The sequence below is a fragment of the Acinetobacter sp. GW821-FHT01E09 genome (assembly GCF_059422385.1).
On the sequence record NZ_JBWKWU010000001.1, the window covers coordinates 3,365,091 to 3,390,732 of the forward strand.

Annotated in this window: 25 protein-coding genes; 14 read left to right on the top strand and 11 right to left on the bottom strand. The window is 38.2% G+C overall.

Annotated features, from left to right (window positions below):
• Positions 1-2: 2 nt before the first annotated feature.
• Positions 3-1,391: an amino acid permease gene (locus tag AC07U8_RS15450; protein WP_004823234.1), complete on the bottom strand. Its 1,389-nt coding sequence runs from the start codon at positions 1,389-1,391 to the stop codon at positions 3-5.
• 353 nt (positions 1,392-1,744) lie between these two features.
• Between AC07U8_RS15450 and fahA the strand changes: the two genes are divergently transcribed.
• The 4 genes from fahA (at position 1,745) to AC07U8_RS15470 (ending at position 5,510) form a co-directional block, all read left to right on the top strand.
• Entirely contained in the window at positions 1,745-3,052 is a 1,308-nt protein-coding gene (fahA, locus tag AC07U8_RS15455) for a fumarylacetoacetase (RefSeq protein ID WP_494738233.1), read from the top strand.
• Positions 3,039-3,671, top strand: coding sequence for a maleylacetoacetate isomerase (gene maiA, locus AC07U8_RS15460; protein ID WP_034610836.1), 633 nt, complete (start codon positions 3,039-3,041; stop codon positions 3,669-3,671). The genes fahA and maiA overlap by 14 nt, the downstream gene beginning before the upstream one ends.
• A gap of 18 nt (positions 3,672-3,689) precedes the next feature.
• The gene (locus tag AC07U8_RS15465) at positions 3,690-4,238 is read left to right on the top strand and encodes a VOC family protein (protein WP_004823238.1); all 549 of its coding nucleotides are present in this window, start codon (positions 3,690-3,692) and stop codon (positions 4,236-4,238) included.
• Between the two features lie 492 nt (positions 4,239-4,730).
• Positions 4,731-5,510 carry an IclR family transcriptional regulator gene (locus AC07U8_RS15470; protein ID WP_034610833.1) on the top strand — a complete coding sequence of 260 codons (780 nt, stop codon included), beginning with the start codon at positions 4,731-4,733 and terminating at the stop codon, positions 5,508-5,510.
• 69 nt (positions 5,511-5,579) lie between these two features.
• Here AC07U8_RS15470 and hppD read toward each other — a convergent pair whose 3' ends face one another.
• The 3 genes from hppD to AC07U8_RS15485 form a co-directional block, all read right to left on the bottom strand.
• On the bottom strand, positions 5,580-6,635 hold the full coding sequence (gene hppD, locus AC07U8_RS15475) for a 4-hydroxyphenylpyruvate dioxygenase (RefSeq protein ID WP_034610828.1): 1,056 nt from the start codon (positions 6,633-6,635) through the stop codon (positions 5,580-5,582).
• Between the two features lie 323 nt (positions 6,636-6,958).
• Positions 6,959-7,660 (bottom strand): hypothetical protein, encoded by a 702-nt coding sequence (locus tag AC07U8_RS15480; protein WP_004823240.1) that lies wholly within the window; start codon positions 7,658-7,660, stop codon positions 6,959-6,961.
• A gap of 6 nt (positions 7,661-7,666) precedes the next feature.
• Positions 7,667-8,452 (bottom strand): enoyl-CoA hydratase-related protein, encoded by a 786-nt coding sequence (locus AC07U8_RS15485; protein ID WP_034610826.1) that lies wholly within the window; start codon positions 8,450-8,452, stop codon positions 7,667-7,669.
• Positions 8,453-8,876: 424 nt separating this feature from the next.
• On the opposite strand from AC07U8_RS15485, the gene AC07U8_RS15490 reads away from it, so the two are divergent.
• Entirely contained in the window at positions 8,877-9,314 is a 438-nt protein-coding gene (locus AC07U8_RS15490; protein ID WP_004717364.1) for a universal stress protein, read from the top strand.
• A 48-nt stretch (positions 9,315-9,362) separates the two neighbouring features.
• Here the strand turns inward: AC07U8_RS15490 and AC07U8_RS15495 are convergent, their stop codons facing one another.
• Complete coding sequence (locus AC07U8_RS15495; RefSeq protein WP_262086626.1) at positions 9,363-9,677, bottom strand: MGMT family protein; 315 nt, start codon at positions 9,675-9,677, stop codon at positions 9,363-9,365.
• A gap of 166 nt (positions 9,678-9,843) precedes the next feature.
• Here AC07U8_RS15495 and AC07U8_RS15500 point away from each other — a divergent pair, with 166 nt between their 5' ends.
• Entirely contained in the window at positions 9,844-10,818 is a 975-nt protein-coding gene (locus AC07U8_RS15500) for an alpha/beta fold hydrolase (protein WP_270383798.1), read from the top strand.
• 123 nt (positions 10,819-10,941) lie between these two features.
• On the opposite strand, the gene AC07U8_RS15505 is transcribed toward AC07U8_RS15500, so the two are convergent.
• The 3 genes from AC07U8_RS15505 to AC07U8_RS15515 all read right to left on the bottom strand — a co-directional run bounded on the left by AC07U8_RS15505 (position 10,942) and on the right by AC07U8_RS15515 (position 14,540).
• Positions 10,942-12,441 carry a cation:proton antiporter gene (locus AC07U8_RS15505; RefSeq protein WP_004717371.1) on the bottom strand — a complete coding sequence of 500 codons (1,500 nt, stop codon included), beginning with the start codon at positions 12,439-12,441 and terminating at the stop codon, positions 10,942-10,944.
• A gap of 229 nt (positions 12,442-12,670) precedes the next feature.
• On the bottom strand, positions 12,671-13,561 hold the full coding sequence (ypfJ, locus tag AC07U8_RS15510; RefSeq protein WP_004823246.1) for a KPN_02809 family neutral zinc metallopeptidase: 891 nt from the start codon (positions 13,559-13,561) through the stop codon (positions 12,671-12,673).
• Positions 13,562-13,613: 52 nt separating this feature from the next.
• Positions 13,614-14,540, bottom strand: coding sequence for a DUF808 domain-containing protein (locus AC07U8_RS15515; RefSeq protein WP_034610816.1), 927 nt, complete (start codon positions 14,538-14,540; stop codon positions 13,614-13,616).
• Positions 14,541-14,736: 196 nt separating this feature from the next.
• On the opposite strand from AC07U8_RS15515, the gene trpS reads away from it, so the two are divergent.
• Positions 14,737-15,750: a tryptophan--tRNA ligase gene (trpS, locus tag AC07U8_RS15520; RefSeq protein ID WP_004717376.1), complete on the top strand. Its 1,014-nt coding sequence runs from the start codon at positions 14,737-14,739 to the stop codon at positions 15,748-15,750.
• A gap of 77 nt (positions 15,751-15,827) precedes the next feature.
• On the opposite strand, the gene lysS is transcribed toward trpS, so the two are convergent.
• The gene (lysS, locus tag AC07U8_RS15525) at positions 15,828-17,354 is read right to left on the bottom strand and encodes a lysine--tRNA ligase (RefSeq protein WP_004717379.1); all 1,527 of its coding nucleotides are present in this window, start codon (positions 17,352-17,354) and stop codon (positions 15,828-15,830) included.
• Between the two features lie 103 nt (positions 17,355-17,457).
• On the opposite strand from lysS, the gene AC07U8_RS15530 reads away from it, so the two are divergent.
• Positions 17,458-18,174: a hypothetical protein gene (locus AC07U8_RS15530; RefSeq protein ID WP_494738234.1), complete on the top strand. Its 717-nt coding sequence runs from the start codon at positions 17,458-17,460 to the stop codon at positions 18,172-18,174.
• A 24-nt stretch (positions 18,175-18,198) separates the two neighbouring features.
• On the opposite strand, the gene AC07U8_RS15535 is transcribed toward AC07U8_RS15530, so the two are convergent.
• Positions 18,199-18,642: an SRPBCC family protein gene (locus AC07U8_RS15535; RefSeq protein WP_151802007.1), complete on the bottom strand. Its 444-nt coding sequence runs from the start codon at positions 18,640-18,642 to the stop codon at positions 18,199-18,201.
• A 321-nt stretch (positions 18,643-18,963) separates the two neighbouring features.
• On the opposite strand from AC07U8_RS15535, the gene AC07U8_RS15540 reads away from it, so the two are divergent.
• Positions 18,964-19,467 carry a YqiA/YcfP family alpha/beta fold hydrolase gene (locus tag AC07U8_RS15540; RefSeq protein WP_004717385.1) on the top strand — a complete coding sequence of 168 codons (504 nt, stop codon included), beginning with the start codon at positions 18,964-18,966 and terminating at the stop codon, positions 19,465-19,467.
• A 146-nt stretch (positions 19,468-19,613) separates the two neighbouring features.
• On the opposite strand, the gene AC07U8_RS15545 is transcribed toward AC07U8_RS15540, so the two are convergent.
• A complete protein-coding gene (locus AC07U8_RS15545; protein WP_004823251.1) occupies positions 19,614-20,159 on the bottom strand; it encodes an adenine phosphoribosyltransferase in 546 nt (181 codons plus the stop codon).
• 497 nt (positions 20,160-20,656) lie between these two features.
• Here AC07U8_RS15545 and rubA point away from each other — a divergent pair, with 497 nt between their 5' ends.
• The 5 genes from rubA (at position 20,657) to AC07U8_RS15570 (ending at position 25,597) form a co-directional block, all read left to right on the top strand.
• A complete protein-coding gene (gene rubA, locus AC07U8_RS15550) occupies positions 20,657-20,821 on the top strand; it encodes a rubredoxin RubA (RefSeq protein ID WP_004678010.1) in 165 nt (54 codons plus the stop codon).
• A 105-nt stretch (positions 20,822-20,926) separates the two neighbouring features.
• Entirely contained in the window at positions 20,927-22,117 is a 1,191-nt protein-coding gene (locus tag AC07U8_RS15555) for an NAD(P)/FAD-dependent oxidoreductase (protein ID WP_494738235.1), read from the top strand.
• Positions 22,118-22,175: 58 nt separating this feature from the next.
• Positions 22,176-23,114: an esterase EstB gene (estB, locus tag AC07U8_RS15560; protein ID WP_004823254.1), complete on the top strand. Its 939-nt coding sequence runs from the start codon at positions 22,176-22,178 to the stop codon at positions 23,112-23,114.
• Positions 23,115-23,127: 13 nt separating this feature from the next.
• The gene (gene oxyR / locus AC07U8_RS15565) at positions 23,128-24,033 is read left to right on the top strand and encodes a LysR family transcriptional regulator OxyR (RefSeq protein WP_004717396.1); all 906 of its coding nucleotides are present in this window, start codon (positions 23,128-23,130) and stop codon (positions 24,031-24,033) included.
• A 349-nt stretch (positions 24,034-24,382) separates the two neighbouring features.
• Complete coding sequence (locus AC07U8_RS15570) at positions 24,383-25,597, top strand: TCR/Tet family MFS transporter (RefSeq protein WP_494738236.1); 1,215 nt, start codon at positions 24,383-24,385, stop codon at positions 25,595-25,597.
• The last annotated feature ends 45 nt before the right edge of the window (positions 25,598-25,642 follow it).

A 25,642-nucleotide genomic window follows, 5' to 3' on the forward strand; every position in this document is an offset into this window, starting at 1 on the left:
TGCTACACATCAGAATTTAACACAACATTTTGCTGTGCATTTTTTAACTTTCGTTGTTTCAGATAATAAGCAAGCATCAAACAAAGAATCCATGCTGGAATCATCATTACCGCAATACGCATATTCTCGGTGAATGACATTACCACCAGAATACCCAACATAAAGATAATACAAAGATAATTACTGAATGGATAAGCAATACTTGGAAACTTGGTGGTTTGCCCTTGTGTTTGCATGGCTTTACGGAACTTTAAATGCGTCCATGAAATAACCACCCAGTTAATCACAATTGCAGCAACCACCAGCATCATCAATAAACCAAATGCTTTTTCTGGAAATGCATAATTGAGTAGTACACATAAAACTGTGACAAAAGCTGAAACATAAACCGCATTGGTTGGAATACCGCGCTTATTAATATGCTTAAGGAACTTCGGTGCATTACCCTGTTGTGCTAAACCAAGTAACATTCGACTACTACAATAACTGGTCCCGTTATACACCGAAACAGCTGCGGTAAGAATGACAAAATTCAGTAAGGTTGCAACACCATGACTATCCAGTGAAGCAAATACCATTACAAATGGGCTACCGCCTTCTGCCATTTGGTTCCATGGAAAAAGTGCAAATAAGATAAACAGTGTTGCAATATAGAAAATCAAAATACGATAAATAATTTGATTGACTGCTTTAGGCAGAGTTTTATCAGGATCACGCGCTTCTGCTGCAGTAATACCAAATAGCTCAATCCCACCAAAGGCAAAAATAATCACAGCCATTGCCATGACTAAACCTTCCACACCAAATGGGAAAAACCCGCCCAATGCCCAAAGGTTACTAATGCTTGCCTGTGGCCCTGCTGTACCTGTTGCAAGTAGATAGGAACCAAAGCCGATCATGGCTAGGATTGCCAAAATTTTGACGATAGAGAACCAAAACTCCATTTCACCAAAAAATTTTACATGCAATAAGTTGATACCGTTGATTAAAACAAAAAACACCAATGCTGAAATCCAAGTTGGGATTTCAGGCCACCAATATTGAATATAAAGACCAATTGCGCTCAGCTCTGCCATACATACCAAAACATTGAGTACCCAATAATTCCAGCCAGACATAAAACCTGCAAATGAGCCCCAGTATTTGTAGGCAAAGTGACTAAATGAACCACTGACCGGTTCTTGAACCACCATTTCACCTAACTGTCGCATCATTAAAAACGCAATAAATCCAGCAATCGCATAACCGAGTATGACTGAAGGACCTGCAAGCTTAATCGATTGCGAAATACCCAGAAACAATCCTGTACCAATAGCACCACCTAGCGCGATAAGCTGGATGTGCCGATTGCTTAAACCATGTTTCAGGTTTCCTTGCTCATGTTTTGACATATGATTATTCTCATCCTTGTCTCGTAATTTTTGTATTCAAAATTACGTATATCATAAGTTAATCAAAAATGCCTATATCTAATCGAAAAATAATTGATTTACTTTTCTCATAACCGCGCATATAAGCAGAAAATTCAACAAATAACAATTATTATGAATTATGTAATTAAATTATGTATTGCGTAATCAAATATTTTCAGTATGATAGAAATCATAAGACACTGACAACTTGCTTGAGTCATTTGAACAAGGTATCTAAATAACTTTATATTTATTTGTTTTTCAAATGCTTAAGAAAAAATATCAAAGATTTTGATCACCCCTAACAAAATTAAAGACAAGGAAAGCAAATCATGAGCTCACATTTAACTTGTTTTCTTGAAATTGACTCACAATCAGATTTCACAATACATAATTTGCCCTACGGTATTTTTAGTGAAACACCCCAAGGCACAAAACGAGTGGGTGTTGCAATTGGAGATTGGGTCATAGACCTTGCCCACTTAGAGGCACATGGACTATTAGCGATCAATGGACATCAAGATTGTTTTAATCAAGCGACACTGAATAAATTTATAGAAACGGGTAAACACAACTGGCAAAAGGTTCGTACGACATTACAAAGTCTACTCTCTGCAGAAAATCCAACACTTCGTGATGATGTGGTTTTACGCCAAAACGCATTGTTTAAGCAAAATACAGTCACTTTGCACTTACCTATTCAAGTCTCTGGCTATACAGATTTCTACTCGTCCAAAGAACATGCCACCAATGTCGGAACCATGTTTAGAGATCCTAAGAATGCATTGCTTCCAAACTGGAGCGAACTGCCTGTGGGATATAATGGTCGTGCCAGCTCTGTGATTGTCAGTGGCAAAGATATTGTTCGCCCTTCTGGCCAAATCAAATTACCAGATCAAGAACGCCCTGTTTTCTCTGCAACACGTAAACTCGATTTTGAATTAGAAACTGCCTTTATCGTTGGTAAAGCGACTGAATTGGGTGAGCCTATCGCGATTGCAGATGCTTGGGAGCATATTTTTGGTATGGTTTTGCTCAATGACTGGTCGGCACGTGATATTCAACAATGGGAATACGTACCATTAGGCCCGTTTAACGCCAAGACTTTTGCAAGTGCAATTTCACCTTGGGTAGTGACCATGCAAGCACTGGAACCGTTTAAAGTCAAAGGTCCAGAACAACAGCCTAAACCACTTTGCTATTTAGAGGAAAATATTGCCAACAGCTATGATATTCACCTCAGTATTGAAGTTCAAAGCCCTCAATCAGCACACGCTGATGTAATTTGCCAAACCAACTTTAAATATATGTATTGGTCAATGGCACAGCAACTCACCCACCACACGATTGCAGGTTGCAATGTCCAAGTCGGTGACTTGATGGGTTCAGGCACAATTTCAGGTCCTACAGAAGATACTTATGGTAGTTTGCTTGAACTGACATGGAATACCACCAAACCGCTAACCCTCTCGAATGGCGAAAAACGTGGTTTCTTACAAGATGGTGACCGTGTTGTGATGAAAGGCTACTGTGAAAAAGCAGGGATCAGAGTGGGCTTTGGTGAGGTTGCCAATAGCATTTTACCAGCACGCCAGTTTAGCTTTCATCAAACAGAAGACTTGAGCTATGAAACTGTATAGTTATTTTCGTAGCTCTGCAGCTTATCGGGTTCGGATTGCACTGAACCTCAAACAACTGAGTTATGAAATACAGCCCGTGCATTTGGTCAAGAATGAGCAACTGCTAGAGTGTTACCAAACCGTTAATCCAAGCCAATGTGTTCCAACTTTAGTGGATGAGGATCAAAGCTTTTTACAGTCACTCAGTATTTTGGAATATCTGGAAGAACGTTATCCAGCAATTTCATTATTGCCTGACAATATCGTCACGCGCAGTAAAGTACGTGCTTTTGCACAAGCGATCGCCTGCGATATTCATCCGTTAAATAATTTAAGAGTCTTAAAGTATTTACAACATGATCTCAGTCTCAGTGACGAGCAAAAAAAACACTGGTACCAACACTGGATCATAGCGGGCTTTAATAGCTTAGAAGCCCAACTACAAGATTCAAATGGGCAATTCTGTTTTGGTACACAACCAACATTTGCAGACTGTTGTTTGATTCCTCAAGTCTATAACGCCAAACGCTTTAAAATTGATTTAAGCGCTTTTGCAAAGATTGAGTCGATTAGTCAACACTGTTTAACCCTTCCTGCCTTCTTCAATGCAGCCCCAGAACAACAACCAGATTGGGAATAGAGATAAAGGAGTTTTATCATGAGCTTTGCGATTAAAAAAATTCACCATGTTGCTTATCGTTGTAAAGATGCCAAAGAAACCGTGGAATGGTATAAAAAAATGCTCAATATGGATTTTATTTTGGCCTTTGCTGAAGACCATGTGCCTTCTACTAAAGCCTTTGATCCGTATATGCATTTATTCTTAGATGCTGGACAAGGCAATGTATTGGCATTTTTTGAACTGCCCACTCAACCCGATATGGGGCGTGACGAAAATACCCCTCAATGGGTTCAACATATCGCATTTGAAGTTGAAGACCTCGATACGTTATTGATTGCAAAAGAACATCTTGAAACACAGGGTGTTAAAGTTCTTGGTGTCACCAACCATGGCATTTTCCACTCGATTTATTTCTTTGACCCCAATGGTCATCGTTTAGAACTGACCTATAACGATGTGCATGCAGATGCAAAAATTGCACGAATTACCGAAGAAATGAAATTAGAAATGCTGGAAGAGTGGAGCCGTACCAAACGTGCGCCTCAGCATACTCATTTTTTGCATGAAGACGAGTTGGGCGCATAATCATGCTCAGTTGAGTATGTCGGGGGGCCAAAGCCAACTGAGTACTTACTAAGTTTATTAATCGAATGATTCGTGATTTGGCATCCTAGATCTAGTTGAACACGATATTAAGCAGCTTTAATGGCACACAATGCTCGTTTTGCTGGAACTTATGTAACCTTCAACTAACAACAGCAATCAGTATTTAAAATATTGCTGTGGGACAATGCTAGAACTCATCGGTATTGAAGCGTTGTGACTCCAATACCGATTTTTATCGGCTCAACTTTAATGGTCTAGACCTTTTGATGATGTACTGTTGTTTAATAAATCATATGCAGCACTACAAAAACAATTGTATGCTGATAACATTCACTGAGGCTCTGTTGAGATTTCATTTAAAAAGATAAGTTCTATTTTGTACAATGCTCAGGCACTATGTGTTAAATATGTAAATCAAATATCGACAGCACATCAACACTGCTAGATCGTATGCAGATTAAGGGTTATTCAATGATTGAAGAAAAGTTGTCTGGTGGGGTTCAATCACTTGAGGTGGGCTTAGCCGTTCTCAATGCCCTTTTGGAACATAATAAGCCGATTATTTTAAAAGAGCTGTCGAGTAAACTTGATATGCATCCAGCCAAGGTACACCGTTATCTTGTCAGTCTAATTCGGATGAATTATGCAAAACAACTTGAAGATGGTCAGTATGCGCTTGGTGATCAAGCTTGGCGTTTAGGTTTAAACTGTATCCAACACACCGATGTTTTACAGCTTGTTCAGCATCTTATTTATGAACTACAAAGTAAAATTGGTTGCGGGATTCAAATCAGCAAATGGTCACCTAAAGGCCCATTAGTTGTACAGTCGATTGAATCAAATCATCCGATTTCAATTGTGACCAAAGTCGGTTCGATCATGCCTTTAGTCAATTCAGCTGCTGGGCGGGTTTTTGCCTCCTATTTACCCGAAGCACTAACCAAACCATTGATGCACGCCGAATGGGAAAAAGCAACACTGAACCATAGTCAGGTCAAACCCACCAACTGGGACGAATTTCTTGTTTTAAAAGAAAATACTTTACAGCAAGGTATGGCAATTGCCCAAGGTGACTTACTTGTTGGTATTAATGCTGTAGGTTTACCTATTTTCAATGCGCATCTTGCAATGGAATTTTGTATTGTTGCATTAGACAGTGAAATGTTTTTACCAGTCAACGCGGGTAGTGAAAAACTTGAACTATTTAAACGTGAAGTTGCTGCGATGAATCAATACATACAAACACGTTAATTTTTTAGTGAAAGATCGTAAAAAGCCAAGAATTTAATTCTTGGCTTTTTTCTATTGAGTACGATTTTGTTATTTGGCTTCTAATACACCACGGCGGATTTGGTCACGTTCAATTGATTCAAACAATGCCTTAAAGTTGCCCTCACCAAAACCATCGTCGTCTTTACGTTGGATAAATTCAAAGAATACAGGTCCAAGCATATTTTCAGAGAAAATCTGTAATAACAGTTTTTTCTGACCGTCTTTGGTATTGCCATCTAACAGAATACCGCGCTTTTGCAGCTCTTCTGTCGGTTCACCATGATCAGGTAAACGATCTTTTAACATTTCATAATAAGTTTCAGGAGGTGCCGTCATAAATTTCAGCCCTAAACCTTTTAACTTATCCCATGTTGAAATTAAGTCATCGGTAATAAAAGCAATATGTTGAATGCCTTCACCATTAAAGTCAGTCAAAAACTCGGCGATTTGCCCATTGCCTTTGTCTGAGTCTTCATTCAAAGGAATACGAATCATCCCATCAGGTGCAGTCAGCGCCTTAGAAGTTAAACCCGTATATTCACCTTTGATATCGAAATAGCGAATTTCTTGGAAGTTAAAGATTTTTTCATAGAAATTAGCCCAATAATCCATGCGCCCTTTATAGACATTATGGGTTAAATGATCAATTTCATTTAAACCAGCACCACGTGGATTTCGATTTTCGTCATCAAAGAATACAAAATCATTTTCATAAATATCACGATCGACCAAGAAAATTGGCATACCGCCTATCCCTTTAATCGCTGGGATATTTAATTCCATTGGTCCTGCTTGCGAATACATTGGCTCTGCGCCAAGTTCAATTGCATTTTTAAAAGCTTTGGCTGCATCACGTGTTCTAAACCCCATTGCACATGCTGATGGGCCATGTTCTTTAAAAAAGAATGATGCATAAGATTCAGGTTGATAATTCAAGATAATATTGATATTACCCTGACGCCATAAATAAACTTTTTTTGATTTATGCTTTGCGACTTTAGCAAAACCAATTGCTTCAAAGATTTGATCTAATCCATTTTCCGTCGAAACAAACTCAATAAATGCAAAGCCACATAGTTCTAATGGGTTATCTAAAATATCCATCTAGTTTCCCTTATTTGAATAAATTCATCCGTTTTTTAATGCCGAGAAAAGATCACAGGTATTTAGGTCAATCAACAAAATATCCTGATTTGAACTCTTCCTTTCCATAATTTAGTCCATGTAAAGCGCTAACCTTAAGCTGCATTTACACTGACGCTTAACTCTAAATTTATCCTACAAGAAAGCTTAAATTTATGCAATACATAATCAAATTATGTTATGTGTAATTTTTATTTCTTATTCTAATAACCTCGAGCATACTATTCTCGCGCAAATAGCATTACATTATTATGAGACTTTTCTACTAGCTTTGATGTTTCAGGTTAAAACGCTTCCCAACTTAAATCGTTATAATTCAATATCCATTGATAATACGTTTTCCCAATGTTCTTAAACTCAATAGATAAATTTGAACTACTTTCATCATGGCAATCTGTTGAGTTTTCATATTCCTCTTGAGAAAAACACGCTCGAATCCGCTCATAAGAATGAAAAGGTGTATCAGCCAGAGCCAGTTTATATACACCATTCGGCTCTAACATGACAAAGTCTGCAATCTCTTCCAATCGCCCACCGCCTGAATAACTCACGCTCCAGCGCTTTACCACAGCAATGGCGAACTTTTGACGATTTAAAGGATAAAATGCTGGATAAATACGAATACCATCACTACTTAACACTTCATCCATAGGACTTTTACTATGGTGTTGATAATGCTTGAAATTCCAAGAATTCAGCATGACATACTGATTATTTTCTTTTACGAATTCAATTAATTGAGGTGTTTTGTCTATTAAATATAAGTGATTATCTTTAATGGTTTTCTTTTTCCAGACTTCTGCATTGTTAGTACAGCTTATTTTTAATGCTTGGCAAATGTGCGTGACTTGAGCTGTTTCAGTATTCATTTTAACCCATGGAATTGCTTTGATTTGATCCGCAATTGCCTGCTGTGAGAAAAACAAGAGTCCAGCGTACATCATCCATTTTAATGTCTTGATCGATTGCATCTTATGGATAAACATCGTTATTTATCGTCCTTTAAAATTTGGCTTATCTTTCATTAAAAAAGCGCGAACACCTTCTAAAAAATCTGCTGACTGCCCTGCCTGTCTTTGCAAATCCTGCTCAACTTTAACTTGGCTGGTAAAATCATTTTGCATGCTGACCCGCATCGCTTGTTTAATCAAGGCAAAACTCAGACTGGCTTGGCTTGCCAAATGCTCAGCTAAGCGAACAACCTCAATCTGTAACTGATCATCTTCTACCACTTTATAAATCATTCCCAATCGTTCAGCTTCATCTGCACTGATTTTTTCGGCAGTCAGCATCAATGCTTTGGCCTTGGCAAAGCCGATCATACGCGGCAATAACCAAGTTGCACCACAGTCTGGAATTAAGCCAATTTTACTAAAGATTTGTGAAAAGCTTGCAGACCTTGCTGCAATCACGATATCACATAACAATACTAAGCTCGCTCCCGCACCAGCTGCAACGCCATTTACAGCACAGATGATCACTTTTGGTAGTGTATTGATGAGCGCTAATAAGGGATTAAAGTTTTTTTCCAAGACCAAACCCAAGTCTATAGCACCGCCATCAAATAAATCTGGGTTTATCGCCTGACCTGCGCAAAATGCTTTTCCAATCGCAGCAATCACAATAATGCGGATTTCGGTATCATCTTTCCATTGTGTTAAGACCTCTACAATTTCAAGGCACATTTGCGGTGTAAAGCTATTGAATTGTTCAGGCCGATTTAAGCTCAAATATCCAACTGCATTTTTTTCTTCGACTATAATTGTTTGATATTCCATTGTCTTTTCCTTTTAATCCATGGTTTAAATTGTAATGTCCTATTATTTTCAGTATGTATATTTAAAACATTTTAAAGGAAGAACTGGATTTACAATTTGCCAATTGTTTCATTCAGCCTCTTTATTTTCTCAATTGTGTATGGCTTTTGTTTAAACAATTTAAAGCTTTATTTTGATCATGCTTGATTGCATCTCGATCTTTATTTTATTGATTGATTTATCTTTTTATTCAGCTGCATTTGCAAGCAAAAAAACGATGTAACTTGATGCCAATGCTTTTAATTAAATTTATGATATTTATATGAATTATCCCTACACATTTACTCGGTTTTATTCATCTCATATTCACGTTATGATGACTTTATAGACTTAGAATTGTAATAAATATTCAACTCAGCTTTTCGGTAAAATAAGGAAAATAGACATGGCTTATCAAAATATCCTCGTTCCTGTTGATGGTTCAGAAACTTCATTATCTGTTGTGAAACATGCGGTTGAATTTGCCAAAGCATTTAACAGTAAAATCACGGTTGTACAGGTGATGACTTTAGACCCTTATATTGCATCAGAATATTTGGCGCATGGTCAAAGCAATATGCTGATTGAGCGTGCTCGTGAATTTATTCAATCCAATATCAATGTGGCAAAAGATCAATTTGCCGCAGAAGGTGTGCAAGTTGAAACACGTTTACTCGAAGGTGAAAATATTGCACATACCTTAAATCAAGCTGTGCAGGATTTAAAAATTGATTTGGTCATCCTCAGTTCACATGGTCGTACCGGACTGAAAAAAATTATTATGGGTAGCGTAGCGCAAAGCTTATTAACTGAATTACAAATCCCTGTTTTAGTAATTAAATAATTTTCACCGTTTGTTTTAAACATTCCTCACTATCTTTATAGTGAGGAACTAAGGTGACCATTGATATTTTTTTAGATTTATTTTGCCATCAATAACCACAACATCCTCAGCCAATAACTTTGCAGTCTGAATACACATTCCCTTTTCATCCAGCTTTTTTAAGCTGATTCGCCCTTGTGAATTAACCACGCGATACCAAGGGATATCATGATCTTCAGGTAACTGTCCTAATACACGCCCAACCAACCGTGCATGTTTGGGTAAGCCTGCATATTTGGCAACTTGACCATAACTGGCAACTTTACCTTGGGGAATTTGTATGATGACATTTAAAATCATCTGAGCGAGTTCATGATTTGACATTTTTTAGATCAATCAAGTAATAAAAAATAATATTCATAATCATCTTGGCAAACAGCGTTAAATTGACTTTGAAAATAGGCTTTAAACATTTTAGGCAAATGTAATTTGACTGTACATAATCTAATCTTAAATCGTACCTCAAATACAACAACAAGAGTATTCAAAGATGAAAGGAATCTTCAACAAACTGATTTTATCGACGGCATTGGCAATGGGTTCTGTGGTAACAATAGGCTTATCGACCACAAGCTCTGCTGCTCCAGCGATTGACATTCAAAGTGTGCTTCAACAAGAACGTGCATGGGCGGGCATGGAAACCAAACGTGTAAAAGTCGGTGATATTGATTGGGCTTATAGTGAAGGCGGACCAGCTGGCAAACCTACCATTATGCTCGTTCATGGCCTAGCTGGAAGTCGTGACAACTGGAATCGTGTGGCACGTTACTTAACGCCTTATTACCATGTGATTATTCCTGATCTTCCTGGTCAAGGTGACAGTAAAGTCCCTAACGATTTTGATTATTCATTGCCCAATCTCACTGAAAAGTTACGCCGTTTTGCTGAAGCCATTAAAGTAGACAATGGCTTAAATGTCGCTGGTCACTCGATGGGTGGCTCGATTTCCTTACTTTACGCAGCACAATACCCTGTTGATACCAAATCTTTATTTTTAATTGATAGTGCAGGTGTATTTAAATCTGCCAATACTCCTTATTTAAAAGATCCGACAACTTTACGTAATATGATTGTCAGCAAACCTGGTGATTTTGATCGTTTAATGAAAATTGCAACCAGTCTACCGCCTTTCATTCCTAAAGAATTAAAAGATGCTCAAGAGAAATTGATGATCAGCCAATCGGCAAACACCACCAAATTGGTTGAGCAACTGATTGTGATGTCTAAATTATTTACCCCAGATTCTTTTGCCATTGCAGCACGTTCGATTGACCAGCCGGTATTGATTGCATGGGGAGATAAAGACCAAATTATCAATGTTGAAGCTGCGGCTGAACTCAAAGGCTTATTGAAAAATGCACAAGAGCCAATCATTCTAAAGGGAGTCGGGCATTTACCGATTTTAGAACAAGAGCAACTTTTGGTGAAACCTTACCTCGATTTCTTAGGCAAAAACGCAAAATAACAGCTCCAATAAAAAAGCCAGTATTGTTACTGGCTTTTTTATTGCGACAAACGTTTAAGAATATTGAAGTTTTAGCTTCTTAATTTTATACCTTAACTATTCATTTGACTGAATGCACTGCATTTAGAAGTTACCAGGATTTTCCAATCGCTTCATTTCCTGCGCTTTTTCAGGATGATGTACAGAGGCCACACCATCTGCTGCTTTCTTGTCAACCAACGCTTCTGGGTTATAAATGGTGATGGTTTCATGCCCTTCGTTATCTTCACCCACAATATATTTGATGCCTTTACGGTTCATCTTATTGCACATGCGCTGATACCAACCTTTGAAACCTTGGGTTTCTTCATTTGGATTGTAATAAAAGGCATTCATGACTGCAGGTAAACCCAAACCACAGACGACCCCTGAAAGTAATACGCTGATAAAGGTATAACCAATTAGAATACTACTGTAGTCACGTAACTCAGGGACGTTTGCCACAGCAAGAATCAATGCAAGTGAAATCCCTCCACGAACCCCTCCCCAAGAAAGAATAGCCAGACTACCGTTATAGCTTTTTTTGCGAAACGATGGGAAAAATGCAAAAGCTAAATAATTTGCGGCAAAACGAGAGAGATGCAAGGCAAAGAAAGCAAAAATACCACCAAGAATCAGACTTGTGCTTAAATCTAAAATAAAGATTTCTAGACCAATCAAGGTAAAGAGAAAAGAGTTAATAATCCCTTCTACTGTATGCCAAAAATGATTGACCTCACGAATTTCACGATCCTGTAAAATTTCTTTCCATTTATTACCGACAATTAAACCACCGATCACACAGGCAATCGGAGCGGATGCATGGGCAAATAATGCAACCAGATAAGAACCACATGCCAATAATGCAGTGGTAAGAATCAAAGACTCCATCTCATGTTTACCACGTAATAAACGCAAGATTCCCAGACCAAAAGCCCAACCAATAATCACCGCAACCACAATTTCATATAAGAAAGTTTGTAGTGTTGCAGCTAAACTAAAATGCTCTCCTTCAAGGACATTTAATAAAGTCATGAAAACTGCGATACACATTGCGTCATTAAATAAGGACTCACCTTCCAACTTAACAATCAGATGATGCGGCGCACGTACTGAACTAAGCACACCTTTGATCCCAATCGGGTCTGTCGCACCTAAGGCAGAACCCAGTAACAACAAAACTAAAATTGGAACGGGATTGCCAATCAAGAATTGGAAACCAAACACCAATCCTGCAAAAAATACAGCACAGAGCAGTAAGGCAATTGTTGCCAAGATACTGATCGGCTTCCAATAAACTTTTAAATCTGAAACCTTAAATTTAAGTGCTGAAGAAGTCAAAATGAAGCAAATGACACCATTGACTAAAAAATCATAAAAATCGACATGCCGTACAGCTTCTTCAATATTATGAATATTAATCGAGATAAATTGATTGCCATTGAGTAAGCTGGCACCCCATTGCAAAATAAAGACAAAAATTGCTGAAACGATGGGAACACCAATGGCTTGAGGGAAACCTAATATTCGCTTATTAAAAATTGTAGTCGCGATAGAAAGCGCAAAAATGACTGTAAAGACCTGAAGAAAGAAATAGTTACCCATCCGAAACCTGTTTTAGATTTTTAATTTAAATGCACATCAAACACTCAATCATTTTTTTATAAAATATAAAATAAGAGACCATTTAACAATCTAGATAATTGTACAAAAAAAACTGAAATATGATGATTACTGGTTATATTTTTTAACATAAAAAGCGCTTAAAAAAAAATTGATTGAGAAAAAAAGAGAACATGATGTTCTCTTCTTTAACCCAACAATCCCTAGCTATCTATTTAAAGGTATCACACGCATTGATATCACCAGAGTTCATACCGATGTTAAACCATTGCATACGTTGCTGACTGGTGCCATGCGTAAAGCTGTCTGGTACCGCATAACCACGTGCTTTTTTCTGCAAGTAGTCATCACCAATTTTTTCAGCAGCATCCATCGCCTCTTCAATATCACCCTGTTCTAAGAACTGCGTGCGTTGTTGTGTACGATTGGCCCAAACCCCAGCCAAACAATCCGCTTGTAATTCTAAACGTACTGAAAGTTGATTGCCCTGAGTTTCACTGGCACGCTGTCGTGCTTGTTGAACCTGAGACGATATTCCCAATAAGTTTTGGACATGGTGCCCAACTTCATGCGCAATTACATAGGCTTGTGCAAAATCACCCGCTTCATCTTTAGCTGAAAGCTCGGATTGATTTTTTTCCCCTGAGATGCCCATCTGTTGGCGCATATCTTTAAAGAACTGGGTATCGATATACACTTTTTGATCTGCTGGGCAATAAAATGGCCCCATCGCAGATTGAGCCGTACCACAGCCTGATTGTATCGCACCACTAAACATTACCAGTTTAGGTGAAACGTACTGTACACCTTGTTGTTGGAAAATCGGTTTCCAAGTATCTTCGGTATCTGCCAAAACAGTTTTAACAAAAGATGCCGTTTCCTGCTGTTCAGGGGTTAAATTGGTGGGTGCAGAATTTTGACTTGCTCCAGCCGAAGTTACCTGTTTGGTCGCTTGATAGGCTTGCTGTGGGTCAACACCAAAGAATTTCCATGCAACAAAAGCGACGATTAAGCCCAGGATACTAATCCCACCTGCTTTTACGCCCCCACCGCCACGGCGATCTTCGACATTATCACTTTCTCTACGTCCTTTCCAACGCATAGATCGGTCCTTTTTATTTTAAATTGGCTATCGTTTAGGATGTGCTTTGCATTTAGGCTGTTGTGGATTGACCACGAACTTTTTGAATAAGTCCAACAACCAATACCACGGCTAAACCTGCAACGATACCAATCAGTAAATTGATTAACGTTGGTGTTAATGCACCAATAACACTACCAACAGTTGGAATATGTTGAATATGATCAACGGCTTCTTCTGACCAATGATGCAAAGTTGATACAGCATGGGTGATGATCCCCCCACCAACAAGGAACATTGCGATGGTTCCGACAATCGTTAAGGTTTTCATTAACTTTGGTGCAAATACCAGTAAACCACGGCCAATGCTTTGTTTAACATTTGATGCTTGTTGAGTTAAGTACAAACCTAAATCATCAATCTTTACAATCATAGCGACAAAGCCATAAACACCGACCGTCATTAAAATTGCGATGACAGATAGCACCATCACTTTGGTACCAAATGCTGCCGTCGCAACAGTGCCTAAAGAAATCACCACAATTTCAGCAGAAAGAATAAAGTCTGTGCGTATCGCACCTTTAATTTTATCTTTTTCAAATGTGGCTAAATCAGTTTCGATTTGTTGTAATTCTTCTTGTGCAGCCTCACCTGTTTTGGCTTTTTTATGCTGCAAACTATGTAGAACTTTTTCAACGCCTTCATAGCAAAGAAACAAACCACCAATCATTAACAATGGATTAATCAACCACGGTGCAACCACACTGATCAGCAAAGCCAAAGGCACTAAAATTAATTTATTGATAAAGGAGCCTTTCGCGACACCCCATACCACAGGAAGCTCACGCTCTGCTCTTACACCACTCACTTGTTGTGCGTTCAGTGCTAAATCATCACCTAAAACACCCGCAGTTTTTTTAGCCGCCATTTTACTCATGACTGCAACATCATCGAGCACCGCTGCGATATCATCTAATAATATTAATAGACTACTTGCCATTTTTTATCCAAAATTTTAGTTATCCTGTCATTTTAAAGTGAAAATTCATTTTTCTATATAAAATTTTGTAGATTTTCACATTTATTGATAAAAATTGGTTCTACACCATTTTTCGCTGACATTAAAATAAATTATCTCGTACAATAGTGCCCATTCATAAAACACGACTGTCTATACAAAGACTTTGGAAGCGATAATGACGAATCAAGATAATCGTCCTGTGATTTTGACAGGCGACCGTCCTACTGGACAACTACATTTGGGACATTTTGTAGGTTCTTTGCGCTCACGAGTAGGCTTACAAGATTCTCATCATCAACACCTCCTTCTCGCAGATGCTCAAGCTTTAACAGATAATGCGGATAACTTTGAAAAAGTTCGTCGTAATATTCTTGAAGTAGCAACAGACTATTTAGCAGTCGGCATTGACCCAACAAAAACCACAATCTGTGTTCAATCTTGCTTACCCGCGTTGAATGAACTCACCATGTTGTATTTAAACTTTGTGACGGTTTCACGTTTAGAACGTAACCCAACCATCAAAGCTGAAATTCAATTACGGGGTTTTGAGCGTGATATTCCAGCAGGTTTTCTTTGCTACCCTGTTGCACAAGCTGCCGATATTACTGCATTTAAAGCCACTGTCGTGCCAGTTGGTGAAGACCAAATTCCAATGATCGAACAGACCAATGAAATTGTTCGTCGTTTAAACCGTCAAATTGGACAAGAGGTTTTACCTGAGTGTAAAGCGCTTTTATCCAATATGAGCCGTTTACCTGGCTTTGATGGTAAAGCCAAAATGTCGAAATCATTGGGCAATACCATCGTGTTAGATGCAACAGATAAAGACATCAAAAAAGCAGTCAATGCAATGTATACCGATCCAAACCATCTGCGTATTGAAGATCCAGGTCAGGTTGAAGGAAATATTGTCTTTACTTATTTAGATGCTTTTGATCCAAATAAAGAAGAAGTTGAAGAACTTAAAGCACATTATCGTCGTGGTGGTTTAGGCGATGGTACTGTGAAAAAACGTCTTGAAGGTGTGTTAAAAGAGTTGATTACACCAATCCGTGAACGTCGTATGGAACTTGCCAAAGATCCAGATTACATCATGGATATCTTAAAAACTGGTACGGAAAAATGCCGTATCATCACTCAAGATACTTTAGATGAAATCAAAAATGGTTTAGGCGTATTTCATTTCTAAAATGTGCTGATTGTCTAAGCAAAAAAAGCCACTGAATTCAGTGGCTTTTTTTACAACATCTTTTATAACATCATAAATTAATTTTTATGACGCATATGTGGGAATAAGATCACATCACGGATACTTGCTGCATTGGCAAATAACATCACCAAACGATCGATACCAATACCTTCACCTGCTGTAGGAGGTAAACCGTATTCCAATGCTTCAATAAAGTCAGCATCGAAATGCATTGCTTCATCATCGCCCGCATCTTTTTCAGCAACTTGCGCTTGGAAGCGTTCAGCTTGGTCAATTGGATCATTTAATTCCGAGAAACCATTTGCCAACTCACGACCACCGATAAAGAATTCGAAACGGTCAGTGATATGTGGATTATCATCATTTCGGCGTGCTAACGGCGAAGTTTCCGCAGGATATTCAGTAATGAATGTCGGCTGACGTAATTGAGTTTCAACAGTTTCTTCAAATACGATGGTTTGTAGTCGACCTAAACCAAAACCTGGTTTAACTTGCTCTTTTAACTCTTCACGAATAAATGTTGCCAAGAATTCACGATCCGAAACATTTTCAGCAGTGAAATTTGGGTTATGCTCAAGAATCGCATCAAACATCGAGATTTTCTTAAATGGACCTTTGAAGCTATACACTTCTTCACCATAAGGAACATCTGTTGAACCCAAGATGTCGATTGCTAATTTTTCAAGCATACCCTCTGTCAAAGCCATGAGATCTTTGTAATCAGCATAAGCTTGATAGAATTCAATCATGGTGAATTCTGGGTTATGACGCGTTGAAACACCTTCGTTACGGAAGTTACGGTTAATTTCAAATACACGCTCAAAACCACCAACAACCAAACGTTTTAAGTAAAGCTCAGGTGCAATACGCAAGAATAATGGCATATCTAATGCATTATGGTGTGTTTCAAATGGACGCGCTGACGCACCACCTGGAATCACATGCATCATCGGAGTTTCAACTTCCATAAAACGTTCATTGATGAGATAGTTGCGAATACCTGACACAACTTTTGCACGAATTTCAAAAGTTTTACGTGTTTCTTCATTCACAATTAAGTCTAAATAACGTTTACGGTATTTTACTTCTGTGTCATTCAAACCATGGAACTTGTCTGGAAGTGGACGAAGCGATTTCGTCAATAATTCAAAATGTTCAATATGAACATATAAATCACCTTTGCCAGAACGACCGATATAACCTTGAACAGCAATAATATCGCCAAGATCTAGACTTTTCACCGTTTCTAGAACTTCAGGTGCAAGCTCTTTACGTGGCACATACAATTGAATACGGCCGGTCATGTCTTGAATCACGATGAATGAACCACGGTTCAACATCACACGACCCGCTACAGATACGTGAACTTGCTCGCCTGCTTCAATTTGTTCTTTAGATTGATCTGCAAATTGTTCTTGTAGATCTTGCGCATAATGCTCACGCTTAAATGTGTTTGGCCATGGGCTAACACCGGTTTCCTTGGCGTGATCTTGAATTTGCTTTAACTTGGCATGACGCTGTGCAATTAAATCGTTTTCGGAAATGTGTTGTTCAGAAGTCGATTGAGCGTTATGTTGCGTCATCTCTGCCTCGATTATATTAAAAAACGGAAGTTGCATAGCATAGCAGATTTACAACATAATGCGTATGAATATAACTCTACCAACCATGTAAAAATTAAAAATCATGAATAAATACTGGCAAGGATTCGCCCAAAGTATCATTCTTTTCAATGTTTTGTGGTTTTCAACTGTGGTTGATGCCGAGCAAATCGTTGTTATGAGCAATACTCAAAAAGATCTTCCTATAAAAATTGAAAGCACCAATCTCAATAATCAAGATTATATTTGGCAATTAGAAATCGTTCCAAATCGAATCAGTCTACAAAGCCAAGTCAAATTAATGAATCCACACCCCACTCAAAAAGCACTCAATTTAAGGGCTTTAGAACTGGCAAAAAAACTTACTCTGGATCAATTACCACAAGTCAGTAATGATTTTAAAAATAAAACCCTCAATGTTGATGAACAAAACATCGCAAAAATAAAATATTATTATGGGAAATACATTCTGTTTATTAAATTTCCAGCCCGCATCCAATACGCCATAAAACCCAACTTTTCACAAGTACAAAGTGCTTTAGAACCCTTTTGTGATCAAAGTAAGACACCATCTCAGAATAAAATTAAATTTGATCAACAAGGTAATATCTCGCTCTCAGCAAAATTTTTGGTAGATGCACAAGGGCAAATCCTAAATATCCGTTACAGCCCTTTAATTCACGAACAAATGAAGTCGATACTGCAACCTTTACTAGAAAAAATTCGCTTCCAACCACGTAATGAAAATGGTGTGGCAAAATCATTTTCTATTGAACAACCCCTGATTATTCAATGCCATTAAACAATAATGAAAGTGCTAAGTTTCTTAATGGTTTTGTTCAGCCAATGATTTGACTATGGCAAACCCTTGCTGGAAAGCACGATCCATCATGTCCTTATATTCCTCAGAGGTTTCTATTTCAGCAGATAATGTGGTTGTTGCACCCTGTTCATTTAAGAAATATTTTTCTAAAGAGCCACTCCAACTTTGAACATCTTCACTTGTTGAATCTAAAACACCATTTTTCAAAACACCCAAATGTTTAAATACCACTTTTTTAAACTGCTCCAACTCTACAATGGTGGCGACCATACCATTACCACTGGCATCCTGAAATAAAGTTTCTCCGCCAATTTTCCAGTCAGACTGCATTCGCGAAGTTTCCGAAAACGGTTGGGTCCATTTGGAATAAGTATGGGTATCCCACAGGATATTCCATACTGTTTGTGCATTCGCTTGAATGACAATGTCATAGCTTAAAGTCATCATTTCTTTCTCTTATTTTATTGATCCAATCTATAGCTTAGTACAATAAAAACCCAGAATGATTAATTTTTGTTAATAAAAATCCATCACCCTAAAAATTTAAACCTAAACATTCAATATGTTAAACAATAAATAACAAGCATATTGATCTGTTACACAACACTCTTAGACCAAAATCTAAGTTTTTAAAAAAGTGCAGCTAAGTAGAATATTTGAATATAAAAATAGTTAAATGGAAAATTTTAAATCCATTGATAACTTTTTCTAGCTTTGTTCAATTTCTACCTTTGCTCAATAAAGAAAGACCATATGAAAACGATAACAATGAAGAGTATTCATTCTAAAATCTTATTTTTACATGGACTAGATTCATCTAAAGAATCGACAAAATTCCATGCCATAAATGCTGAAAAAAAATATTGTATTAACGTGGATTATCGTAACCTTAACTACAAAACGGTTGAGTGTTTTTATCACGATATTATCGAAAAGATTAAACCCGATTTACTGGTAGGTCATAGTTTAGGTGGGTATTGGGCATTAAAAATGTCACAGCAACATCGAATTCCTGCAATCCTTGCCAATCCAAGCTTAAATCCAGATTTCCGTGAAGACTATGCAGCGATTGATGAACATGATTTAGACCATGACATTCCACAAATTGCTTATCTGGAACTGGGTGATGAGGTTTTAGATATGTATAAAGTGCTTGAGCAATTAGAGTCATATATGCAGATTGAAGCTGTTGAAGGTGGACACCATCGTTTAGTCCAACCTGAAAACCTAAATCATTTAATTGAATATATGGAACAAACCTTTATTGCTTGAAATAAAATCTTCAAAGTACAGTTCGCTGCTCTCTAACTAAAAAAGCCTTGTATTTACAAGGCTTTTTTCACGACAAGACAGACAAACAAATGATTTAAGTATTTAATCACAAGCAGGTAGCCCGAAAACTTAACCTGTTATTGCCTTTAAGCAACCGCTTTTTCAACTGGCTTGGAATGCTCATCGAGCACTGACCAAATCTTTAAACCAAGATCTTGATGTAAATCAGGCAGATCAAGAAAAATACTTGCACCCAATACCGTATGTTGGCATTTATGCATCAATTGATTGACAGCTTTTAAAGTACCACCTGTAGCCAATACATCATCTACAATAATCACTTTTTGTGCTGCGATATCCGCTGACATTTCCAAGCGATCTAAACCATATTCTAAGCTATAGCCCACACCAACCACTGGAGGTGGCAACTTACCTGCTTTACGAACCAACAATAAGCCTTTGCCCGTACGTTGTGCCAATAAGCTGGCTAAAACGAAACCTCGTGCTTCAACTGCAACAAAACTATCCACGGCATCCAATTGCTCTACAGGAATACTTGCAATCAAGGCATCGGTTAACGCCACAAGATTGTTCATAAACAATGGGGTTAAATCATAAAAACAAATACCTGGTTTTGGGAAGTTTTGGACAGTACGAATACTTGACCACAAAGCAGTAGACATGTTCATCATGGGAGGGAGATTTAAAAAAGATAAATAATACGTGAATTTTAACGTTTATTAGCCAAAATTGACAGCAGCCCGCTACCTATTCAACATTAAAGTCACGCTAAGTTGTTGAATTTATTAAGTCCATTTTCACACAAAATAATGGCTATAGAACAAGCTAATTCTAGCTTAATATTTTTGGCTAAAATATTCATCTAGACCTTTGTCTAAATTCAAATATTTTTAAACTTTTATATCAGTGCTCATCCCTTGTGATGACAGTGTTGTAATTAAAATTGTCTGACAAAGTTGGCATAATAAACATCGCTTTTGTCCTGAGCTGCCATTCAGCTTTAAGATTAGTTAGATAAACTCCGATATTTACTTTACTTTAGATACAGAACTGCGTAAGAATTTAGAGGAATATGTACACATTTTATTTGCATATTATTTGAGTCAAGCAGCAGAAGGAATTTTACTGACAGAAAAAACAATGCATCTGTCAGATATCGGAGAATCAGATGAAGAAATATCAATGCATCGTTTGTGGTTGGATTTATGACGAAGCAGAAGGTTGGCCACAAGATGGCATCGCAGCAGGTACCAAGTGGGAAGACATTCCTGATGACTGGACATGCCCAGACTGCGGTGTTTCTAAAGCAGACTTTGAAATGGTAGAAATCTAAGATATTGCGTAAAGACCATGTTTACATGGTCTTTTTTACATTTATTTTCAACAATACAAAATTATTCAATTCACCTCTAAATTTGAAACAGGTATGGAGAAAGATATGCAACCGATCATCATCATAGGTTCTGGCATGGCGGGTTATACCCTTGCAAGAGAATTTCGTAAGTTAAACACCGAACAGGAATTGGTGATGATTTGCGCAGATGATGCGGTGAATTATGCAAAACCTACCCTATCTAATGCATTGGTTGGGAAAAAAGCACCTGAACAAATTGGTTTAGGCGATGCTGAAAAGATGAGTACCCAACTGAACATGCGGATTGAAAAAGAGACATGGGTTAAAAGTATTGATGCAGAGAAACATGAATTAACCCTTGAAAAAGATGGACAATCTTCAACTCAAGGCTACTCAAAACTTATTCTTGCCGTGGGCGCAAATCCGATTCGATTAGCGATTGCTGGGGATGGGAGTGATGATATTCATGTGGTTAACTCACTAATTGACTATCGTACATTCCGTGAAACTTTAGACAATTGCAGCACGGGTGAATGTGGTAACAAGCGTGTGGTGATTTTAGGTGCAGGCTTAATTGGTTGTGAATTTGCCAATGACTTACAAAATACTGGGCATCAGGTTACGGTGATCGACTTAGCACCACAGCCGTTAGGGCGTTTACTGCCTAATCATGTTGCACAAGCGTTTAAAGACAATCTTGAACAATCAGGAATCAAATTTGCCTTGGGCACCACTGTAGAAAAAGTTTCTAAATCTGAGCGTGGTTATATCGTTTCATTGGCCAGTGGTCAGTCCTTGCTCGCGGATGTTGTGCTTTCTGCGATTGGCTTACAACCTAATATTGCCTTGGCTAAAGCTACAGAAATCAACACCAGTCGTGGTGTGATTACCAATACCTTGCTCGAAACCAGTCAAGCAGATATTTTTGCCATCGGTGACTGTGCCGAAGTGAATGGTACACTCTTGCCATTTGTCATGCCAATCATGCAACAAGCGCGTGCATTGGCCAAAACCTTGAGTGGACAAACCACCACTGTACACTACCCTGCAATGCCAGTCGCGGTGAAAACCCCAGCTGCACCTTTGACTGTACTTCCTGCTCCAATTGATGTAGATGTTACATGGGAGAATGAAGAGTTTGAAGATGGGATGTTATCTAAAGCAACAGATGCTGAAGGTATCTTACGTGGTTTTGTATTGTTAGGTGCAACTGCTGGAAAACAGCGTTTAACATTAACAAAACTGGTTCCAGACTTGATTCCTGCATCGGTTTAAGGTTTTAATAGCAAGGATATTTTTTAATCAAAGAATATCCTTGCTTAGGAAAATAACAATGAATAGCGCACTTCAATTTCAAGTTTCACCTTATGCCTCGTTCATGAATGAAACCAAAGTCGATTTAGGTAATGGTATTCAACTTCATGTTGAAACTGGAGGGAATCCACAACACCCGACCATTCTGTTGATTATGGGTTTGGGTGCGCAAATGTTATTTTGGCCTGATTTTTTTTGTAAATCACTGATTGATCAAGGCTTTCATGTGATTCGCTTTGATAATCGTGATATTGGCTTATCTTCAAAAATTCGCCACCAAGGTCCACGTTTAAACTCTTATAAGCTGATGGGTCGCTTTGCTTTGGGCTTACCAAATGACGGCGCGCCTTATAACTTATTTGATATGGCGGATGATGTTGCATTATTGATTGATCGTTTAGGCATTGAAAAACCACATATTTTGGGTGCTTCAATGGGTGGTATGATTTCTCAAATTTTAGCAGCAAAATATCCTGAGAAAATTGATAAAGTCGGTTTACTCTTTACCAGTAATAATCAACCTTTGCTACCACCACCATTTCCAAAACAACTCTTTAGTCTTATTGGTAAACCTGAATCGCGTGATGAAGAAGGAATTGTGAATCATTCCTTAAAGGTTTTTCATATGATTGGTTCACCTGGTTATATCAACCAAGTTGAAGCAATTCAAACTGCACGTAAATTATATCGTCGTAGTTATCATCCAGCGGGTGTACTTCAACAGTTTTTAGCAATATTATGTACAGGTTCCTTACTTAAATTGGATAAGCAGATCAAAAAGCCAACTTTAGTGTTACATGGCTCTAAAGATCGGTTACTACCTCCAAGTCATGGTAAGGCTGTTGCTAAAGCAATTTCAGGCGCTAAATTTGAATTAATTGAGGGAATGGGGCATGATATCCCACCGCATTTTGTTCCTCAACTTAGCGGGTTATTTGCACATCATTTTAAATCATAAGCATTAGGACACTATGGCTGCATTACCATCCCTAAGACAGTTGTCATATTTAGTGACATTGTCTGAGACGCTGCACTTCACTGAAGCAGCGCGCCGTTCGTTTGTAACTCAATCTACTTTATCTGGTGGAATCATGGAGTTAGAACGTTTATTGGGTGGCGTACTCGTAGAACGTGATCGCCAAAACGTACGTTTAACTCCTCTAGGTGAGCAAGTTGTTGCCCGAGCCCGTGTTCTACTCGCCGATGCTCAGGACTTGATGCGGTTAAGTCGAGAAATGAGTGAACCGTTAACTGGTGATTTGCATTTAGGGATTATTCCAACCATCGCCCCTTTCATTTTGTCGCAGCTTTTGGAAGAAGTGCATAAACAACTTCCAAAAATTCAGTTGCATCTGCATGAAGCACAAAGTGAAAAAATTGTTGAAAAACTTGAGCATGGCAATCTAGATGTGATCATGCTGGCTTTACCATTCGACACACGTGGTTTGAAAGTTGCTGAAATTGCGAAAGAAGATTTATTCTTAGTCTGCAATAAAGCAGATCAAAATGCGATGAATGCAAGAAGCTTAGATGATTTAGATCTTTCTCATCTTATGCTCCTTGAAGAAGGTCATTGCCTACGTGATCATACCTTAAGTGTTTGCCCAATCGGTGAGCGTAAAAATGATCACCGTTTAAAAGCAAGCTCATTGCCAACTTTAGTGGAAATGGTCAGTTCAAACTTAGGCTATACACTGCTTCCTGAGATTGCAATTCATGCACATATGCTGAAAAACAATGATCAGATTGTGGTTAAACCTATTGAGAATGCACCATCACGCACTTTGGCTTTAGTTACACGTAAAAGTACACCACTACAAAGTGAATTTGATGTGTTGGTACAAATTCTTCAAAAAATCACGCCAAATTTACGTTAATTTTCCAATACTAAAAAGGAGTCATGATTGACTCCTTTTTTATTGAATATCTAAAAAGCTTATAGATCACATCAGCATAAGCAAAATTAAAACGATCTTGTTTTTACTGGATCAAGCATGATAATATTTGACCAGTGCAAAAATAATCGCTTATTTTTGTATGTATTGTTACGATAAAAATCGCGAAAAATCGACCTATCCTCAGCTTGTTTTTTTAAAAGCATGCATCCATCTCGTCGACACATATCCAATTCTTCGCATTGGTCAGCGTTCCATAGGGCTTGAATCTTCCAAGCATCGTTAACAGGTTTCCACAGTTTTCTGTGCCTGAATTTTCGATAGGACGCGTATGAACCGACCTTTATATATTATTTTTTCAACGATTGTCTTAGATGCAATTGGCATTGGCATCGTATTCCCCCTGCTTCCCTCCCTACTGAAAGACCTGGGCCATCAGCATAACGTTGCCATGTTAATGGGGGTTTTCCTAAGCCTATATGCGCTTATGCAATTTATTTTCTCCCCGATCTTAGGTGCTTTGAGTGACCGTATCGGTCGAAGACCTGTTCTGCTGATTTCACTTGCCGGTTCTGCAATCAACTATTTGTTTCTTGCTTGCTCACCCTCTCTTATCTTGCTTTTCATTGGACGGATCATTGCTGGAATAAGTAGTGCCAATATGCCTGTTGCTTCAGCCTATATCGTTGATACCACGTCAGAAGAAAATCGAGCAAAATATTTTGGTTTAATGAGCGCCATGTTTGGTATTGGATTTATTCTCGGTCCTGTACTCGGTGGATTATTGGGCGGATATTGGTTACGACTGCCTTTTTTTGTTGCGGCAATTTTAACAAGCGTTAACTTGCTTATCGCATTCTGGCTACTCCCTGAATCCCGAAGTAACAATCCACTCCCAGTTCCCCTTCAAGTTTCAATTTCGCAAAGTTCGAGTTTAAAAATAAATCCCTTGAAAAGTTTTGGTTTTATCCTTGCTCAAAAAGGTATATTGCCGATTTTGCTGATATTTTTTCTGTTTAGCGCCTGCGGTGAAGCTTATGGTGTCTGCTGGGCACTTTGGGGACACGATACCTTTAAATGGAATACATTTTGGGTTGGTCTTTCTTTAGGCACTTTTGGTTTATGCCAAGTACTGGTTCAGTCATTTATACCGCAACATGCCGTCCGATATTTTGGTGAAAGAAATACCGTGCTGATCGGTCTGGCATGTATATGTATGGCATTAATCATCATGGCTTTTACCCAACACGCTTGGATCATTTTTGCAATCATGCCAATCTTAGCCTTAGGAAGTATCGGCACTCCTGCACTACAAGCTGTTGTTTCACAAAAAATCCCAGCTGCACAGCAAGGACAGTTTCAAGGTGTTATCGCCTCAACCATTAGTATGGCCTCGATTATTGCCCCATTGTTATTCTCTACACTTTACTTTCATTTCCAAACACAATGGACTGGCGCTATATGGTTGGTTGTCGCGATGATTTATTTAATTGCATTACCTGCAATTTTATCGAGTTTAAAACCACAACAGCTTAAATCATCCTAGTATTTAAGAACTTCAATGCTTTATTAGAAGCGTTGATTGCTGATT

Bases quoted from the DNA above. Each gene is read 5' to 3' on its own strand.
- AC07U8_RS15450 (WP_004823234.1), bottom strand. From the start codon at position 1,391: ATGTCAAAACATGAGCAAGGAAACCTGAAACATGGTTTAAGCAATCGG.
- fahA (WP_494738233.1), top strand. From the start codon at position 1,745: ATGAGCTCACATTTAACTTGTTTTCTTGAAATTGACTCACAATCAGAT.
- maiA (WP_034610836.1), top strand. From the start codon at position 3,039: ATGAAACTGTATAGTTATTTTCGTAGCTCTGCAGCTTATCGGGTTCGG.
- AC07U8_RS15465 (WP_004823238.1), top strand. From the start codon at position 3,690: ATGAGCTTTGCGATTAAAAAAATTCACCATGTTGCTTATCGTTGTAAA.
- AC07U8_RS15470 (WP_034610833.1), top strand. From the start codon at position 4,731: ATGATTGAAGAAAAGTTGTCTGGTGGGGTTCAATCACTTGAGGTGGGC.
- hppD (WP_034610828.1), bottom strand. From the start codon at position 6,635: ATGGATATTTTAGATAACCCATTAGAACTATGTGGCTTTGCATTTATT.
- AC07U8_RS15480 (WP_004823240.1), bottom strand. From the start codon at position 7,660: ATGTTTATCCATAAGATGCAATCGATCAAGACATTAAAATGGATGATG.
- AC07U8_RS15485 (WP_034610826.1), bottom strand. From the start codon at position 8,452: ATGGAATATCAAACAATTATAGTCGAAGAAAAAAATGCAGTTGGATAT.
- AC07U8_RS15490 (WP_004717364.1), top strand. From the start codon at position 8,877: ATGGCTTATCAAAATATCCTCGTTCCTGTTGATGGTTCAGAAACTTCA.
- AC07U8_RS15495 (WP_262086626.1), bottom strand. From the start codon at position 9,677: ATGTCAAATCATGAACTCGCTCAGATGATTTTAAATGTCATCATACAA.
- AC07U8_RS15500 (WP_270383798.1), top strand. From the start codon at position 9,844: ATGAAAGGAATCTTCAACAAACTGATTTTATCGACGGCATTGGCAATG.
- AC07U8_RS15505 (WP_004717371.1), bottom strand. From the start codon at position 12,441: ATGGGTAACTATTTCTTTCTTCAGGTCTTTACAGTCATTTTTGCGCTT.
- ypfJ (WP_004823246.1), bottom strand. From the start codon at position 13,561: ATGCGTTGGAAAGGACGTAGAGAAAGTGATAATGTCGAAGATCGCCGT.
- AC07U8_RS15515 (WP_034610816.1), bottom strand. From the start codon at position 14,540: ATGGCAAGTAGTCTATTAATATTATTAGATGATATCGCAGCGGTGCTC.
- trpS (WP_004717376.1), top strand. From the start codon at position 14,737: ATGACGAATCAAGATAATCGTCCTGTGATTTTGACAGGCGACCGTCCT.
- lysS (WP_004717379.1), bottom strand. From the start codon at position 17,354: ATGACGCAACATAACGCTCAATCGACTTCTGAACAACACATTTCCGAA.
- AC07U8_RS15530 (WP_494738234.1), top strand. From the start codon at position 17,458: ATGAATAAATACTGGCAAGGATTCGCCCAAAGTATCATTCTTTTCAAT.
- AC07U8_RS15535 (WP_151802007.1), bottom strand. From the start codon at position 18,642: ATGATGACTTTAAGCTATGACATTGTCATTCAAGCGAATGCACAAACA.
- AC07U8_RS15540 (WP_004717385.1), top strand. From the start codon at position 18,964: ATGAAGAGTATTCATTCTAAAATCTTATTTTTACATGGACTAGATTCA.
- AC07U8_RS15545 (WP_004823251.1), bottom strand. From the start codon at position 20,159: ATGATGAACATGTCTACTGCTTTGTGGTCAAGTATTCGTACTGTCCAA.
- rubA (WP_004678010.1), top strand. From the start codon at position 20,657: ATGAAGAAATATCAATGCATCGTTTGTGGTTGGATTTATGACGAAGCA.
- AC07U8_RS15555 (WP_494738235.1), top strand. From the start codon at position 20,927: ATGCAACCGATCATCATCATAGGTTCTGGCATGGCGGGTTATACCCTT.
- estB (WP_004823254.1), top strand. From the start codon at position 22,176: ATGAATAGCGCACTTCAATTTCAAGTTTCACCTTATGCCTCGTTCATG.
- oxyR (WP_004717396.1), top strand. From the start codon at position 23,128: ATGGCTGCATTACCATCCCTAAGACAGTTGTCATATTTAGTGACATTG.
- AC07U8_RS15570 (WP_494738236.1), top strand. From the start codon at position 24,383: ATGAACCGACCTTTATATATTATTTTTTCAACGATTGTCTTAGATGCA.